Here is a 15,670-nt window from a genome sequence, read left to right as displayed (position 1 = left end):
TGCGGTCGATCCGCCCGCCCCGCGGGGGTGATCACCCCCGTTTTCCGCCCCCGATGCGGCGGTCCCGCCGCCTGCCGACGCCCCCGTCGCAGCTCTTCCCCAGCCCTTCTGCAGGTGAACCGGATTTAGTTGACGTAGGTGACCCGCGCGGTGATCACGCCCCACACCTCGGTGGCCAGGACGATGATGAGCGCCAGGACCGTGGTCACCAGCAGCGCGGTGCGGTCGTAGAAGGTCAGGTCCCGGATCAGGGCCAGGACGATGATGAGCACCACGATCTTGAGCAGCCAGCTGCCCAGGACCACCGCACCGGTGGTGGCCGGGTTGGTCGAGGAGGTGAACAGGACGCTCGCCGCGGTCAGCAGGACGAAACCGCCGCCGATGGCCGCCCCGATCAGCACGCCCCAGATGCCGGGGAGCTCGCGCACGCCACCCCAGACCGCCAGCGAGATGATCGTGATGGCGACGAGCGCGATGGTGCCGAAGCGCACCGCCCGCAGGAGGGGGCGGCGGGGGTCGTCGAATTCCGAGCGCGGGGCGCTCTCCGGTGCATTATCAGGAGTAGTCACGACTCCGGATCCTACCCGGCGGCCCGGGGCCTCAACCTGTGGGATCGGTGTGGGCGACCACGTGGGTCGGCGGGGTCCGCCGGCCCAGTTTGCCGGCGCGCAGCGGGATGAGGGTGACCAGGAACGCCACGACCAGCGCCACCAGCGTCAGGGCGACCGCCACCCGCACCGGCACCACGGAGAAGCTCACCGCCCCGAAGGCCACCACGCTGACCCACAGGTAGAGCACGAGCACGGTACGCCGGTGGGTGTGCCCCAGGGAGAGCAGCCGGTGGTGCAGGTGGAGTTTATCGGCGGCGAACGGCGAGGTGCCCTTGGCCAGTCGGCGCACCACCGCCAGAACCAGGTCCAGCACCGGAACGAAGATCGCCGCGGCCACCACGATGATGGGGCTCATCAGCGCCACCATGTCCGCGGTGCCGTAGAGGGACATGTTGATCTTGCCGGAGGCCGAGGTGGAGGCGGCGGCCAGCAGCAGGCCGATGAGCATGGAACCGGAGTCCCCCATGAAAATGCGGGAGGGCTCGAAGTTGTGGGGCAGGAATCCCAGGCAGATGCCCACCAGTCCGGCCGCGATGATGGCCGGCGGGTAGGCGGAGACCGCCCCACCCTGGTCGTGGAGGACGGTCAGGGAGAAGAGCAGGATCGCGCCACCGGCGATCATGCCCAGGCCGGCGGCCAGCCCGTCGAGGCCGTCGACGAAGTTGATGGCGTTGATCAGCGCGACGGTGAAGATGGTGGTGACGATCGTCGCCTGCAGCTGGTCGAGTACCACGGTCGTGCCGTCGCCGAAAGGCAGGTAGAGCAGTGTCCAGGACAGGCCGAGAACGCTGAGGATGACTGCGGAGAGCACCTGGCCGATGAGTTTGGTGATGGCGTCGAGTTCGAAGAGGTCATCGAGCACGCCGACGAGCACGATGGCGAAGGCCGCCCACACCACAGCGTTCATCTCCGGGGTGATCGGCATGAATCCCCTGGTCAACGCGGGCAGTTGGTTGGCCAGGAAGACGGCGGCGAGGAAACCGGAGCACATCGCCACCCCACCCAGCCGCGGGGTGGGCTGGGTGTGGACGTCGCGTTGCCGGATCTCGGCGATCCGGCCCGAACGCACCATGAGGGAGCGGATGACACCCGTGGCGAGGTAGGTGACCGCGGCCGCCACGAGGATCACCAGGCCGAGTTCACGCAGTGGGACACCAGCGCCCATGGTGGACCCCTCCCCTTCTAGGCCCTGCTCCGCAGCAGTTCCGGCTCCACGCCGATGACCTCGCCGATCGTCTCCGCCGAGATCGCGCCCTCCCGCAGGATGCGCGGGGCGGGGCCGGAGAGGTCGATGATGGTGGAGGGCTTCCCCACCGGGGTTTCGCCGCCGTCGAGGTAGACGGTCACGGCGGTGCCCAGCTGCTGTTTCGCGGCGATGGCGGTGGTGGGCGGCTCCTGGCCGGAGATGTTCGCGCTGGACACGGCCATGGGGCCGACCTCGCGGAGCAGTTCGATGGCCACGGGGTGCAGCGGCATGCGCAGCATCACGGTGCCGCGGGTGTCACCGAGGTTCCACGGCAGCGAGGGCGCCTGGGGGACGACCAGCGAGAGCCCACCCGGCCAGAAGGCCTCCACGAGGGCCTGCGCCTGGGGGGTGAACTCGCGGACAAGGCCACGGATGGTGTCCCAGGAGCCGACGAGTACCGGCACCGGCATATCGGGGCCGCGGTGTTTGGTGGCCAGGAGATTGGCCACCGCCTGGTTGTCGAAGGCGTCGCAGCCCAGCCCGTAGAGGGTGTCGGTGGGCATGACGACCAGGCGGCCGCCGCGGGCGGCGTCGACGGCGGCGCGGATACCTTCGGCGCGTTCGGTCTCGTCGGCACAGTTGTAGATGCGGCTCATGGGGCTACACCTTACTCGCGGTGACGAAGCGGGCCCGACCGGTCAGGTCGTGCAGCACCGCGATGTCGCGGAAACCGCCGTGAGCTGCCAGAACATCCTGCACCTCCGGGGAGGTGGTGTCGTCGTGTTCGATGCCCACCGCTCCCCCGGGCCGCAGCAGCGCGTGGATGGCCGGCGCCATCGCCTCAATGACGTCCATGCCGGATTCGCCGGCGAAGACCGCCTGCGGCGGATCGGCGTACACCTCCACGTCCAGGTCCGGTGTCAGCGGGACATAGGGCGGGTTGGTCAGCACGAGGTCGACCGTCCCGTGCCAGCGGCTGAGCAGCTGCGGATCCGTGACATCACCCCGGATCATCTCCACACCGGTGCCCTCCGCGTTGCGGCGGGCCCAGGCCAGGGCCTCCTCGTGCTTCTCGACGCCCACCACCTCCGCCCCCGGCACCTCATGTCCGACGTAGAGCGCCAGGGCACCGGAGCCGGTGCACAGGTCCACCACGCGGGGTGAGAGGCTGCCGGCGAGCTGGCGCACGCCCCAGTCGGCCAGGACCTCCGTCTCGGGCCGCGGGATGAACACCCCGGGCCCGACGTGCAGGTCCAGCGCCCCGAAGGGGGCCAGGCCGAGGATGTGCTGGAGCGGCTCACGCGCCTCCCGGCGGGCGACCATTCCCTCGAAACCGTCCGGCACTCCGTCACGCGAGCGCAGGGCGACCTCCATGGGGCCGACCTGCAGCAGGTGTGCGGCAATGAGGCGGGCGTCGACCTCCGGGGAGGGCACGCCTGCGGACGCGAAACGCTCCGCGGCGTCGGCAAGCGCGTCGCGGAGCGTACGGTGGGGACTCATCCCTTACTCGGCCTCGAGACGTTCGGCGCGCTCGGCCGCCCGTAGGGCGGTGAACAGGTCGTCAAGGTTGCCGTCGAGGACGTTGTCGAGGTTGTTGGCCTTGAAACCGATGCGGTGGTCGCTGATGCGGTTCTCCGGCCAGTTGTAGGTGCGGATGCGCTCGGAACGGTCCATGGTGCGCACCTGCGCGGCACGGCCCTCTGCGGCCTCGGCATCGGCCTTCTCGCGCTCCATCGCCTCCAGGCGGGCCTGCAGGACCTGCAGGGCACGCGCCTTGTTCTGGATCTGCGAACGCTCCTTCTGGCACGTGACCACGATGCCGGTGGGCAGGTGCGTCAGGCGCACTGCGGAGTCGGTGGTGTTCACGCCCTGGCCGCCCTTGCCGGAGGAACGGTAGACGTCGACGCGCAGATCCTTCTCGTCGATCTCGACGGCGCCGGGCTCATCGGTCTCCGGGAAGACCATGACTCCGGCAGCGGAGGTCTGGATGCGGCCCTGCGACTCGGTCACGGGGATGCGCTGCACGCGGTGCACGCCGCCCTCGAACTTGAGGACACTCCACGCACCGTCCCGGGACGGGGTCTTTGAACGGATGGACAAGGTCATGTCCTTGACTCCGCCGAGATCCGACTCGGAGAGGCCCAGAACCTCCCAGGTCAGACCGTGCTTGGCGGCGTAGCGCTCGTACATGCGCGCCAGGTCAGCGGCGAACAGGGCCGCCTCCTCACCACCGGCACCGGCCTTGATCTCCATGATGACGTCATCGGCGTCATGCGGGTCACGCGGGGCCAGCAGATCCGCCAGCTGTTCCTCGAGCTCCACCCGACGGGCCTCCAGGCGCTCGGCCTCGGCGGCGAACTCCTTGTCCTCATGGGCCATCTCGCGGGCGTCCGCGAGGTCCTCACGGGTGCTCACCAGCTCTTTGTTGACCTTGATGATGGGCTGCAGCTCCGAATAGCGCTTCGACAGCTTGCGGAACAGCGCCTGGTCACCGGCCGTGGCCGGGTCGGACATCTGCGCCTCGATGCCCTGGTACTCGGAGACGATGTCGTCTACCGCGGAGACATGTCCTGCCATTTAGGAGTAGTCCTCCTCATCCTTGTCGGCGGCCATCGGGGCGGAAGATGCGACCTGCAGGAGGAACTCACCGTTGCTCTTGGTCTTCTTCAGCTGCCTGATCAGCAGATCGATGGCCTGCTGGGGGTCCAGTGCAGACAGGATACGGCGCAGCTTGTGCATGACGCGAGCCTCATCCGGGGCGAGCAGCAGCTCGTCCTTGCGGGTGCCGGAGGGGTTGACGTCCACGGCCGGGAAGACCCGGCGCTCGGAGATCTTGCGGTCCAGCTTGAGCTCCGCGTTACCGGTGCCCTTGAACTCCTCGAAGATGACGGTGTCACCGGCAGAACCGGTCTCCACCATGGCGGTGGCCACGATGGTCAGGGAACCGCCGTTCTCGATGTTGCGGGCGGCACCCAGGAAGCGCTTCGGCGGGTACAGGGCGTTGGAGTCCACACCACCGGAGAGGATACGGCCCGAGGCGGGTGAGGAGTTGTTGTATGCACGGCCCAGACGGGTGATGGAGTCCAGCAGGACGACGACGTCCTTGCCCTGCTCCACCAGGCGCTTCGCCCGCTCGATGGCGAGCTCGGCGACCGCGGTGTGCTCTCCCGGCGGGCGGTCGAAGGTGGAGGCGATGACCTCACCGTTGACCGAACGCTGCATGTCGGTGACCTCCTCCGGGCGCTCATCCACCAGCACCACCATGAGGTAGCACTCGGGGTTGTTCGTGGAGATCGCGTTGGCGATGTTCTGCAGGATCGTCGTCTTACCGGCCTTCGGCGGGGAGACGATCAGCGCACGCTGGCCCTTGCCGATCGGCATGATCAGGTCGATGACACGCGTGGTCAGGATCTTCGGGTCCGTCTCCAGGCGCAGACGCTGGTTCGGGTACAGCGGGGTCAGCTTGGCGAAGTCCGGGCGGTTGCGCGCCTCATCGACGCTCAGACCGTTGACGGTGTCGACGCTGACGAGCTGGTTGTACTTCTGGCGGTTGCGGCCCTGGCCGTGGGTCTGGCCGCCACCCATACGGACCTTGCCGGTCACGGCATCGCCGGCGCGCAGGCCGGAACGGCGGATCAGCTGGTTGGGGACGAAGACGTCCGCCGGGGAGGCGTGGTAACCGGTGGTGCGCACAAAGGCGACGTTGCTGTCCACGATGTCGAGGATGCCGGCGACATCGTGCAGGTCAGAGGAGTCCTGCTGCTGATCCTGGTGCTGCTGCTGACCACCATCGTGCTGGTCTCCCGCACGACCGCGACGGTTGCGGCGGCTGCGGCGACCGCGGCGGCCCTCCCCGTCACCATTGTCGCCGCGCTGCTCGCGGTGATCACGCTGGTCCCCGCGCTGGCCACGCTGACTGCGCTGCTCACGGTGGCCCTGCTCACGCTGGCCACGCTGCTGCTGGCCATGCTCCTGCTGGTCCTGCCCGGAGTCCTGCGACTGTTCCTGCTCCTGGCGCGGCTGTTCCTGGCGCGGCTGCTCCTGAGCGGCAGCGGAGTCCTGTGACTGCTGCTGGTTCTGCTCCTGCTGGTCCTGGCCGGGTTCCTGATCACGCTGGCTGTGACGGGCACGGTTGCGGCGGGCACGGCGGGCAGCGGAACGGGACTCGTAGCGTGGCTCCTCGGAACCGCCCTCCTGGGCGGTTTCAGTGGCCTCAGCAGAGGCCCCCGCCGGAGCAGCCTGCTCCTGCGCGGTCTCACGGGTCCGGCGGGCCGGGGCGGTCTTCTCCGCCTTCTCTTCCTGCTCCGCCGGTTCCGGTGCGGCAACCGGGGCGGCCTGCTCGGCCGGGGCAGCTGCACGGGAACGGGGCGGGACAGCACCAGTCTGGATGGCGGTGATCAGATCACTCTTCCGCAGGCCGGAGACCCCCTTGAGGCCCTTGTCCGCGGCGAGCTTGCGCAGCTCAGGGATCTTCAGCGACGCGAGGTCGGCCGGAGCGGCAGCGGTGGCGGTGTCCGTATCGGTCACGGATGTCCTTTCGTTGCTTGACCAGACCCTGGTGTGCCGTGGGTGAATGCGTCATGCACCAGGCTGGAAGCCTTCTGTGGAGTTGAGCAACTCGACGTCGCCCGCCACCCCAGGGCATATGTGCCTCGGGCGGCATGAACGGGGACGGAGCCGTACTTCGGTGGAGATCAGACCGGGCCGGACCGTGAAGGACCGCACCCTTCCAGGCCACGGCAACCGGCAGGCTGCACAGCAACAGAAGGTGGGTGGACGCGTGGGTCCGGGCGGACTGGAGGCCTGTGTGGAAAATCCCAGACCCCCGTCGATCTCCAGCCATTGTAGCGTATGCCGCTGACACAACCGCATTGACCCTCCGGGCTAGAGTATTGGGCATGCTCTCCACCATGCAGAACGTGCCGCTGTCGATCTCCCGGATCCTCCAGTACGGTTCCACCGCGCATGCCACCACGAAGGTGACCACGTGGCGCACCGACAGTGCCGAGGAGACCACGTTCGATGAGATCCACGCCCGGGCCGCGGCCTTCGCCCACGCACTGCACGACGATCTGGGGATCACGGGCGACCAGCGGGTCGGTTCCTTCATGCACAACTGCGCCGAGCACCTGGAGGTGCAGTTCGCGGTGTCCAGCATGGGGGCGATCTTCGCCCCGTTGAACAAGCAGCTGATGAGCGACCAGGTCCAGCACATCATCAACCACGCCGAGATCGAGGTCATTGTCTGCGATCCCCGGCTGGCCGGGCTGCTGGGTAAGGCACTGGTGGACTGCCCCTCGGTGCAGGCGGTGGTCTTCACCGGCCTCGGCCCCCTGGCCCCGGTGATGGCGGAGCTTCCCGACGGCATCGCGGTCCACTCCTATGAGGCGCTGCTCGACGGCCGTTCCACCGTCTACGACTGGCCTGTCCTGGACGAGAACACCACCGCCGCGATCTGCTATTCCACCGGCACCTCCGGCCCGCCGAAGGGCGTGGCCTATTCGCACCGTTCGATCTACCTGCAGGCGATGGCCCTGCGCACCACTGACTCCCTGGCCGTCTCCCACGGCGAGTCCTTCCTGTGCTGCGTGCCCATCTACCACGTCCTGTCCTGGGGGGTTCCCTACGCGGCCTTCATGTCGGGCACTCCCCTGGTCTTCCCCGATTCAGACGTCTCCGCCCCGACGCTCGCCCGCCTCATCGCGGCGGTGCACCCCCGGGTGGCGCACGGCGTGCCCACCCTGTGGATCCAGCTCATCGTGCACTACCTGCACAATCCGCCGGAGCGGATGTCGCTGACGGAGATCTACGTCGGCGGCTCCCCTGCCCCACCGATCCTCATCGAACTGTGGGAGGAGCGCTACGGCGTCGACATCATCCACGTGTGGGGTATGACGGAGACGTCCTCGGTCGGCACCGTCGCGCGGCCACCGTCCGGTTCCTCGGGCGAGGCCCGCTGGACCTACCGCGTCAGCCAGGGGCGGTTCTCCAACCTGCTGGAGTACCGGGTGGTCAACGACGGTGAGGTCGTCTCCTCCACCGACCGCAACCAGGGGGAGATCCAGGTGCGCGGCAACATCGTCACCGGCTCCTACTACCACTCCCCCACGGAGATCGGCGACGGCACCGCCAGCGAATTCCGGGGCCGGGAGGTGACCGACGCAGATGAGCTGTTCACCGACGACGGCTGGCTGCGCACCGGCGACGTAGGTTCCGTCACTGCCGACGGTTTCCTCACGGTCTCCGACCGCGCCCGCGACGTGATCCGTTCCGGTGGTGAGTGGATCTACTCCGCCATGCTGGAGAACATCATCATGAACGAGCCGGAGGTCGTGGAGTGCGCCGTCATCGGCTACCCCGACGAGAAGTGGGGTGAGCGCCCGCTCGCGGTGACCGTGCTGCACGAGGACATCGCACAGACGGAACAGACCGCCGAGCAACTCCGCGACGCCCTGCGTTCCGCCCTCCCGGGCTGGATGCTGCCGGAGTACTGGACCTTCGTCCGGGACATCGACAAGACCTCGGTGGGCAAATTCGACAAGAAGGATCTGCGCAAGCACCTGGCCGAAGGAGAGTTCAGGATCATCGCGCTCAAGGGTCCGGGACAGCCGAAGGACCCCCGGCCGGAGAACTGATCCTGGCATCCTGCGGCCCAGGTTCCTAAGATATAAGGAACATGACGACGCAACTTCCTCTGCCGGGCTTTCCTGGGCGAGGCGGGCCAGGCACACCCCCACCGCCGCGGATCGACGGCGCCCGCGAACTCGTCGACACCTACGGCCGGGTCGCCCGGGATCTGCGCGTCAGTCTCACCGACCGCTGCAACCTGCGCTGCACCTACTGCATGCCCGCTGAGGGGTTGGAGTGGCTGCCCACAGAGGCCTCCCTCACCGATGAGGAGGTCATCCGGCTGATCACCATCGCGGTCACCCGCCTGGGTATCCGCCAGATCCGTTTCACCGGCGGGGAGCCGCTGCTGCGGAAATCGCTGGAGAAGATCATCGCCGCCACCACGGCGCTGCGCACCGACGAGGGCCGACGCGTGTCCACCGCTCTGACCACCAACGGGCTGGGGCTGCCACGCCGGCTCCCCGGCCTGCAGGAGGCGGGGCTGGAGCGGGTCAACATCTCCCTGGACACCCTCGACCGGGAACGCTACACCCGCCTGACCCGCCGGGACCGGCTGCCGGATGTCCTGGCGGCCATCGACGCCGCCGTGGCCGCCGGGATGCACCCGGTCAAGGTCAACTCGGTGATCATGCCCGGCGTCAACGAGGCCGACATCGTCCCGCTGGCCGAGTACTGCCTGGCCCGGGGCGCGCAGCTGCGCTTCATCGAGCAGATGCCCCTGGGGCCGCGCGATCAATGGCGGCGGGAGGACATGGTCACCGCCGAGCAGATACTGGAACAACTGCGCACCGCCTTCGTGCTCAGCCCAGCCGAGGAGCCCCGGGGGGCGGCCCCGGCGGCGCTGTGGGAGGCACGGGGCGTCGATAAGCAGGAGCTGCACGGCAGCATCGGCGTGATCGCCTCGGTGACCCGGCCCTTCTGCGGCGACTGCGACCGCACCCGGCTGACCACCGACGGGGCGATCCGCACCTGCCTGTTCTCCCGCACCGAGACCTCCCTGCGGGAACTGATCCGCGGGGGTGCCGGGGACGCGGAGCTCGCCGCCATCTGGGCCGGGGCGATGTGGGGCAAACTACCCGGCCACGGCATCGACGATCCTGGTTTCCTCCAGCCGGACCGCCCCATGTCCGCCATCGGTGGCTAATCTCGTCTCCATGCGGTCCATCACCGAACATCTGGCAGCACTCCTTGACCTCGACCTGGCCTCCCCCGGCGAGCCCGTGAGCGTCGCCCCCGTCGACGCCCCGGGACTGGTGCTCGCCGCCGATGCCGTCGCGGTGCTGCCGGTCCCGCCGTTCTCCAATTCCGCCATGGACGGTTTCCTCGTGCGCGACGGCGACCTCGACGGCCCCGGCCCGTGGACGCTGCCCGTTTCCGGCGAGATCCCCGCCGGCGGTGTGGCCGCCGATGTCCCGGCCGGTACGGCCCTGCGGATCATGACCGGTGCCCCCGTCGGCGAGCACCACGGTGACCTGCGGGTCATCCCCGTCGAGGACACCGACATCCCCGGTGGCCCGCAGCCCCTCCCCGGTTCGGTGACCATCCGGTCCGTGCGCCCGGAACGCCGGCACATCCGCGCGCTGGCGGAGAACATCACCCCCGGTGAGGTCGTCGTCCCCGCCGGCACCCGCGTCGACCCGGGCGCCGTCGCGGCGCTGATCTCCGCGGGCCTGCCCCGGGTGACCGCCTTCCCCCGCCCCCGCGTGGCGGTCCTGTCCTCCGGCGACGAGCTGGTCGAGCCGGGCATGCGCCCGGGTCCGGGGCAGCTGCCGGACTCGAACCGGCCGATGCTCGCGGCCCTGTTCGCCGAGCAGGGTATCGAGGTCACGCAGGTCCATTCCGGTGACCGGCCCCTTGATTTCCGGGCGGTGCTCGACCGGCTGTGCGCCACCCATGACCTGGTGGTCACCACCGGCGGGGTCTCCGTCGGGGCCTTCGATGTGGTGCGGGAGGCCACCTCGGGCGAGGGCGTGTGGTTCGGCACCGTGGCACAGCGCCCGGGCTCACCGCAGGGGCTGGGCACCCGTGGGCGGGCGGTGCTGATGTGCCTGCCGGGCAACCCGGTCGCAGCCTTCGTCTCCTGGCTCCTGTACGTGCCGCCGCTGCTGGCGGCGCTCTCCGGTACCGTCCCGACCCGGGGGTTGTGGGAGCGCCCGCATATCCGCGCCACCGTCGCGGAGGGGGTAAGTTTTCCGGCCTCCCCGGAGCGCACCTTCCTCGCCCCGGTCCACCTCGACTGGTCCGGCGGCCGGCCTGTCGCAGCCCCCTTCAACCGGCACAGCACCGGTTCCCATCTGGTGGCCTCCCTGGCCGGCACGGACGGGGTCGCACTCATCGAGCCGGGTACCGGTCGGCTGCAGGGCGGCGATACCGTCGGTGTCCTGCTGCGCCGCATCTGACCGCGCCCAGTTAGTTCCTGAAGAAAGGTAACCATGAAGTTCACCCATCTCGACGCCGCTGGTGCGGCCCACATGGTCGACGTGACCGCCAAGAACCCGACCGTGCGTGCGGCCACCGCCCGCGGCGAGGTCGCCTGCTCCCCGGAGGTGCTGGCCGCGCTGCGCGACGGGACCGTCCCCAAGGGCGATGTCCTGGCCGTCGCCCGGATCGCGGGCATCTCGGCGGCGAAGAAGGTGCCGGATCTGCTGCCGCTGGCCCATACCATCGGCGTGCACGGCTGCGTGGTCGATCTGGAGATCCTCGACGACCACGTCGTCATCGAGGCCACTGTGCGTACCGCCGACCGCACCGGCGTGGAGATGGAGGCCCTGACCGCCGTGACGGTCGCCGCGCTCGCGATCATCGACATGGTCAAGGGTGTGGACCGTTCCGCCTACCTGCGCACCTGCGGCATCACCGCGAAATCGGGCGGGCGTTCGGGCGACTGGTCCCGCGAGCTGCCGCGCTGATGCCTGCCGTCATCGTCCTGGCGGGCGGGCGCGGCCAGCGCATGGGCGGGGTGGACAAGGCGCAGGTCACCCTCGACGGTGTCCGCCTGGTCGACCATCTCCTGGCGGCACTGTCCGACCACGAGGTGGTGGTCGTCTCTCCGCAACCGGATCTGGGGGTGGCCGTGCCCGTGGTCAGCGAGGACCCGCCCTTCGGTGGCCCCGTGGCCGGCATCGCCGCCGGTTTCCAGACGTTGGAGGGGGCTGATCTCGTCGCCGTGCTCTCCGTCGACGCGCCGGACTCACCCGCCCTGCTGTCCCTGCTCATCGACGCCCTGGCCCACCACCCCGCAGCCGACGCCGCTGTCGTGCGCGCCGCCGACGGGCATGTCCAGCCCCTGTGCGCGGTGTGGCGGGCGGCGGGGCTGGAGCGTGCGCTGGGCCGGCTGGACACCGTGCGTGATCAGGCGGCGAAGAAGCTGTTGCGGGCCGCCGACCTGGTCATCGAGGTCGACGGCGACGGCACGGAACGCGACTACGACACCCCCGGCGAACTGGCCGAACGCGGTGAGGTCGGCATCACCGGACGATGATGGTGCCGTGCTGCCCCCTCTCCCCTTCCGTCATGATGTGGTTGACGAAGGTGTAGGTGCCCGGCTCGTCGAAGGTCACCTCCACGAAACCGCCCTGGGCCGGCAGCAGCGGCAGCACCTGCGCACCGGTGGACTCCCCCAGCCCGGCGCGCACGGAGTAGCTGCCCTCACTGAATACGGTGTCGAAGACGGCGCCGACGATGTGGAAGCTCAGCGGGTTGTCGGGGCCGATGTTGAGGACCCAGAACCGTACCCGCTGCCCGGCGGTGATCTCCAGGGGGCGCAGGTCGTACTGGTTGGGGTAGCCGTTGAAACCGGCCAGGTCGTGGCGGCCGGCGTTGACGCGTTCGGCGTCGGCGCCGGTGTCGCGCTGGCCGAGGAAGATCTCGTGAGCGAGCAGCGTGTACTCGTGGCCGACCTCGTCGAGGCCTTCCGGTGGGTCGATGATGACGGCGCCGGCCATGCCGTTGGCGATGTGCAGGCTCATGGGGGCGGTGGCGCAGTGGTACATCCAGATCCCCCAGCGGCGGGCGACGAATTCATAGACCAGGCTCTCCCCCGGTGAGATGGTGGCCATGGGGGCGTCGGGGCTGACCTCCCCGGCGTGGAAGTCGACGGAGTGTCCCATGGTGCCGTCGTTGATGAGCGTGATGCGGAAGGTGTCGCCGACCTTCCCGCGCAGCGTGGGCCCGGGGGCCTGGCCGTTGAACAGCCACTGGGCCTGCTGGTGGCCGGGGGCGACCTCCCGGATCTCCTCGGAGACGGTGAACGCCAGCTCGTGGACGGTGCCGGTGGGCGCGGGCGGGAGGGCGGGGTCGTACCAGGCATCCTCCGGGAGGTCGGCGGCCAGGCGGGTGGCGGGACTGGGCACGTCGGCGAAGGGGTTCACGTCCGTCACCTGGTTCTGCTCCGAGGCCGTCGCCTGAGCGGAAGTGTCGGTGGCGCCGGTGACCACGACGTTGAAGACCATCCCCTGCGCCCGGTGCCCGGCGATGGTGCACCACCCTTCCGTGTCCGCGGTGAACACACCGGCGTCGAAGGTGGCGGAGCCACCCGGGTCGATCAGTTCGGTGGTGAAGCCGTTGAGGGTGAGGTCGTGCGGCTGACTGTCCCCGTTGACCAGCTCCAGGACGAGTCGGCTGCCGGCGGGGATCTCCACCCGGTTGGGGTGGTAGGACATGCCCTCGATGCGGATGGTCTGCGTGACGGTCTCCCCGGTCTGGGTGGTCCCGGCCGGGGCCTGTGCCCGCTGGGGGCCTGGCCCGGTGCTCAGGGTGACGCCGAGGACGATGACGGCTGCGATGGCCAGGCCGATCACCAGCCAGGAGGCCCAGCCGGTCTGCGCCTCCGGGCCGGGCTCTGGGCGGTTGTCTGGGGTGGGGGCGCCCACGGGAATGGTCAACGGGACTCCTTCCGGTGCTGGCCGGCGACAGCCGGGATGAGGAACAGGACGTGGGAGGCCAGGCCGAGCCCGATCATGATCAGCCCGGCCGTGCGTGCCGGCCCGTCCGGGGCGAGCAGGGTGAACACGGCCCCGAGGTTGAGCAGCAGCACCCGGGCCACACCCGCCCTGTCGGCCATACTCCGGGACCGCAGGACCTGCTCCCGGCCGCCGCCGATGAGGGTGGGCAGCAGGTGGTGCAGGACGCCGGTGATCAGCTGGACCAGGCCGGCCCCCAGGAAGGCGGGGGCCAGCAGGGCGGTGACCTGCCGGGCATCGGCGGCCAGCAGGGTGCTCACGGCATCCGCGGCACACACCGCAATCAACCACAGCAGGCCGGCGGTGACGCTGAGGGTCGCGGTGGACCAGTGCGCCCGCTGGCCGAGGACACCGGCGAACACCGGCTGGATGACCAGCAGCGCAGCCACGACGACCAGCAGCTGAAGTGCTCCGGCCAGCACCGGCTGGCCGAGCAGGTGCGCGATGAGCACGCCGAGCAGGGCCGCACAGTGGAGGATCAGCGCCCGGGTGCAGCGGCGCCGGGCGGTGTCACTGATCCGGGTGCCGGAGATCGTGGGCAGGAGCGTGACCACGGTGCCCAGCACGGTGAGGAAGGCGAAGCCCCAGATGGCCGCGCGGGAGTGCCCGGCGATCATGCCGGTGTAGTCACCGGCGCCGCGGCCGGCGAAATTGCCGATCAGCCCCGCCAGCACGAGGAAGGCGGCGGCCGCGAGGTAGAAGGGAACGGTGGCGGCGAACTGCCCGGACAGGCTGCTGCGCAGGTGCGAGAACACGACGGCCATGTGCCACAGCCCCGCCCAGATGACCAGGGTGGCGGCGAAATCAGCGAGCGCACCCCAGTCGTAACCGGCCTTACCCACGACGAGCAGGACCAGGCCGACCTGGACGAGGATGATCCGGGTGACCACACCGCGGTAGCCGCCGGCGGCCGTGCGGGTCAACGCCTCGGTGAAGTGGGTCGAGTAGATGAGGATCGCGGTGGTGACCACCCCGAGGGTGAAGGCGTGGACCGTCACCCACCAGCTGACCGGCGCGCCGAGCGCCCGGGCGAGGATGATGCCCAACCCGATGAGCAGCCAGCTGCCCACCGTCGCGGCAGCCAGCGTGTGGTAGCGGCCGCGTCGGCGCAGGGAGACGTCGGCGAGTGGGAACTCAGACACGGGCGGCCCTCCGTGCCCGCGCCTGCTCCCGGGCGATGCGGCGGCGTTTATCGGTGGCGATCAGCGTCACGGCGGTGGCCATGAACAACAGCACGGCGGCGACGTTGAGGACTCCCCCGCCCACCCAGGCGAGGTCGGCGGCCCGCAGGTCCGCGACGACCCGCAGGACCAGCCCGGCGTGGAGCAGGGCCACCGGGGCATAGAGGGTGGCGTGGTAGGGGATGGATCTGCGGATGACCCCACCGAGGATGAAGGGGGCGTGGGCGAAGATCATGGAGACCACGAATCCGAGGAAGACGGAGTGGACGGCGGCATCGTGGAGGTGCCCGGCGCGGGTGTGCCCGAAACCCAGCCACAGCAGCCCCGCAGCGATGAGCCAGCCGTAGCCGGCGAGCATGCAGATCGCGGTGTATTTCGGCAGTTTCCCGGCGTGGATGAGGCGGCGGGCGGCGTCGACACGCACGGTGACCACGGCGACCGCGATCAGCAGTGCTCCCATGAGCGCGAAGCCGAGCTGCGGCTGCACCGCGAAGAGCAGCGCCGCTGCGACCAGGGCGAGAACGAGGGCGGTGATGGTGGTCTCCGCGACGGTGCCGGCGAAGGAGACCCGGGCCAGTTCCATGCGTTCCCCGATGATGGTGGCCACGGCGAAGACGACGGCATAGGGGACGATGTCGGCGAAGTCCGCTCCCCCGCCCCACCAGACGGTGGCGAAGACCACCCCGATCACCCCGACCGCCTGGACCAGGACGGAGTAGGTGGCCTGGCGGCGGTGGATGAGTACATACACCGCGCCCAGCACGAGGAAGGCCACGGTGAAGGCCGTGGCCGGGACCAGCCGCGGGGCGCCGGCCAGGAGCGTGACCACGCCGAGGGCGTTGGCCACCGGACCAGCCCAGGCCCAGCGGGTCCTCGCCGCGACGGTGCGTTCCATCCCGATTGCCCCGCCGACGAAACCGAAGACCATGAGGGCACCGTGGTCGGTGCCCAGGGAGGCGAGCGGAGTGCCCGCCCAGAGGCCGAGGAGGGTGAGCCCGGCGAGCATGCCGGTGAGCAGGGAGACCCCCGCGAACATCAGCAGCAGGCCCCGGGGCCACACGGCGGACTTCTTTTTTGCCACGGTTTATATCGTACTATTTG

Annotated in this window: 14 protein-coding genes; 5 read left to right on the top strand and 9 right to left on the bottom strand. The window is 69.7% G+C overall.

Annotated elements, in window-relative coordinates:
• Window positions 1-125: 125 nt before the first annotated feature.
• The 6 genes from NYP18_RS04925 to rho are packed head-to-tail and all read right to left on the bottom strand — an operon-like array spanning window position 126 to window position 6,324.
• Window positions 126-569 (bottom strand): Cg1360 family ATP-synthase-associated protein, encoded by a 444-nt coding sequence (locus tag NYP18_RS04925; protein ID WP_259427061.1) that lies wholly within the window; start codon window positions 567-569, stop codon window positions 126-128.
• Between the two features lie 31 nt (window positions 570-600).
• Window positions 601-1,776: an MraY family glycosyltransferase gene (locus tag NYP18_RS04920; RefSeq protein ID WP_259427060.1), complete on the bottom strand. Its 1,176-nt coding sequence runs from the start codon at window positions 1,774-1,776 to the stop codon at window positions 601-603.
• A gap of 17 nt (window positions 1,777-1,793) precedes the next feature.
• The gene (locus NYP18_RS04915) at window positions 1,794-2,453 is read right to left on the bottom strand and encodes an L-threonylcarbamoyladenylate synthase (protein WP_259427059.1); all 660 of its coding nucleotides are present in this window, start codon (window positions 2,451-2,453) and stop codon (window positions 1,794-1,796) included.
• A gap of 4 nt (window positions 2,454-2,457) precedes the next feature.
• Window positions 2,458-3,297 (bottom strand): peptide chain release factor N(5)-glutamine methyltransferase, encoded by an 840-nt coding sequence (gene prmC, locus NYP18_RS04910; protein ID WP_259427058.1) that lies wholly within the window; start codon window positions 3,295-3,297, stop codon window positions 2,458-2,460.
• Between the two features lie 3 nt (window positions 3,298-3,300).
• The gene (gene prfA, locus NYP18_RS04905) at window positions 3,301-4,374 is read right to left on the bottom strand and encodes a peptide chain release factor 1 (protein WP_259427057.1); all 1,074 of its coding nucleotides are present in this window, start codon (window positions 4,372-4,374) and stop codon (window positions 3,301-3,303) included.
• Window positions 4,375-6,324: a transcription termination factor Rho gene (rho, locus tag NYP18_RS04900; protein ID WP_259427056.1), complete on the bottom strand. Its 1,950-nt coding sequence runs from the start codon at window positions 6,322-6,324 to the stop codon at window positions 4,375-4,377.
• A gap of 371 nt (window positions 6,325-6,695) precedes the next feature.
• Between rho and NYP18_RS04895 the strand changes: the two genes are divergently transcribed.
• From NYP18_RS04895 to mobA, 5 genes are read left to right on the top strand one after another with little or no spacing between them, the layout of a single operon-like run.
• Window positions 6,696-8,432, top strand: a complete 1,737-nt coding sequence (locus NYP18_RS04895; protein ID WP_259427055.1) for a long-chain fatty-acid--CoA ligase — start codon at window positions 6,696-6,698, stop codon at window positions 8,430-8,432.
• Between the two features lie 41 nt (window positions 8,433-8,473).
• On the top strand, window positions 8,474-9,571 hold the full coding sequence (moaA, locus tag NYP18_RS04890) for a GTP 3',8-cyclase MoaA (RefSeq protein ID WP_259427054.1): 1,098 nt from the start codon (window positions 8,474-8,476) through the stop codon (window positions 9,569-9,571).
• 10 nt (window positions 9,572-9,581) lie between these two features.
• A complete protein-coding gene (locus tag NYP18_RS04885) occupies window positions 9,582-10,826 on the top strand; it encodes a molybdopterin molybdotransferase MoeA (RefSeq protein WP_259427053.1) in 1,245 nt (414 codons plus the stop codon).
• A 33-nt stretch (window positions 10,827-10,859) separates the two neighbouring features.
• The gene (gene moaC, locus NYP18_RS04880; RefSeq protein ID WP_259427052.1) at window positions 10,860-11,336 is read left to right on the top strand and encodes a cyclic pyranopterin monophosphate synthase MoaC; all 477 of its coding nucleotides are present in this window, start codon (window positions 10,860-10,862) and stop codon (window positions 11,334-11,336) included.
• Window positions 11,336-11,908 carry a molybdenum cofactor guanylyltransferase gene (gene mobA / locus NYP18_RS04875; RefSeq protein WP_259427051.1) on the top strand — a complete coding sequence of 191 codons (573 nt, stop codon included), beginning with the start codon at window positions 11,336-11,338 and terminating at the stop codon, window positions 11,906-11,908. The genes moaC and mobA overlap by 1 nt, the downstream gene beginning before the upstream one ends.
• Here the strand turns inward: mobA and NYP18_RS04870 are convergent.
• The 3 genes from NYP18_RS04870 to NYP18_RS04860 are packed head-to-tail and all read right to left on the bottom strand — an operon-like array spanning window position 11,895 to window position 15,650.
• Window positions 11,895-13,310: a multicopper oxidase domain-containing protein gene (locus NYP18_RS04870; RefSeq protein ID WP_304503586.1), complete on the bottom strand. Its 1,416-nt coding sequence runs from the start codon at window positions 13,308-13,310 to the stop codon at window positions 11,895-11,897. The genes mobA and NYP18_RS04870 overlap by 14 nt on opposite strands.
• Window positions 13,307-14,530 carry a beta-carotene 15,15'-monooxygenase gene (locus NYP18_RS04865; protein ID WP_259427050.1) on the bottom strand — a complete coding sequence of 408 codons (1,224 nt, stop codon included), beginning with the start codon at window positions 14,528-14,530 and terminating at the stop codon, window positions 13,307-13,309. The genes NYP18_RS04870 and NYP18_RS04865 overlap by 4 nt, the downstream gene beginning before the upstream one ends.
• On the bottom strand, window positions 14,523-15,650 hold the full coding sequence (locus NYP18_RS04860) for a DUF8744 domain-containing protein (protein WP_259427049.1): 1,128 nt from the start codon (window positions 15,648-15,650) through the stop codon (window positions 14,523-14,525). The genes NYP18_RS04865 and NYP18_RS04860 overlap by 8 nt, the downstream gene beginning before the upstream one ends.
• Window positions 15,651-15,670: the final 20 nt, after the last annotated feature.

Origin of the sequence: Corynebacterium lemuris (genome assembly GCF_024919295.1) — a bacterium.
In the GTDB taxonomy this organism is placed as follows: Bacteria; Actinomycetota; Actinomycetes; order Mycobacteriales; family Mycobacteriaceae; genus Corynebacterium; species Corynebacterium lemuris.
This window is presented reverse-complemented; position numbering and strand designations above follow the sequence as displayed.

Bases quoted from the DNA above. Each gene is read 5' to 3' on its own strand.
- NYP18_RS04885 (WP_259427053.1), top strand. From the start codon at position 9,582: ATGCGGTCCATCACCGAACATCTGGCAGCACTCCTTGACCTCGACCTG.
- NYP18_RS04920 (WP_259427060.1), bottom strand. From the start codon at position 1,776: ATGGGCGCTGGTGTCCCACTGCGTGAACTCGGCCTGGTGATCCTCGTG.
- NYP18_RS04895 (WP_259427055.1), top strand. From the start codon at position 6,696: ATGCTCTCCACCATGCAGAACGTGCCGCTGTCGATCTCCCGGATCCTC.
- moaA (WP_259427054.1), top strand. From the start codon at position 8,474: ATGACGACGCAACTTCCTCTGCCGGGCTTTCCTGGGCGAGGCGGGCCA.
- prfA (WP_259427057.1), bottom strand. From the start codon at position 4,374: ATGGCAGGACATGTCTCCGCGGTAGACGACATCGTCTCCGAGTACCAG.
- moaC (WP_259427052.1), top strand. From the start codon at position 10,860: ATGAAGTTCACCCATCTCGACGCCGCTGGTGCGGCCCACATGGTCGAC.
- NYP18_RS04915 (WP_259427059.1), bottom strand. From the start codon at position 2,453: ATGAGCCGCATCTACAACTGTGCCGACGAGACCGAACGCGCCGAAGGT.
- prmC (WP_259427058.1), bottom strand. From the start codon at position 3,297: ATGAGTCCCCACCGTACGCTCCGCGACGCGCTTGCCGACGCCGCGGAG.
- mobA (WP_259427051.1), top strand. From the start codon at position 11,336: ATGCCTGCCGTCATCGTCCTGGCGGGCGGGCGCGGCCAGCGCATGGGC.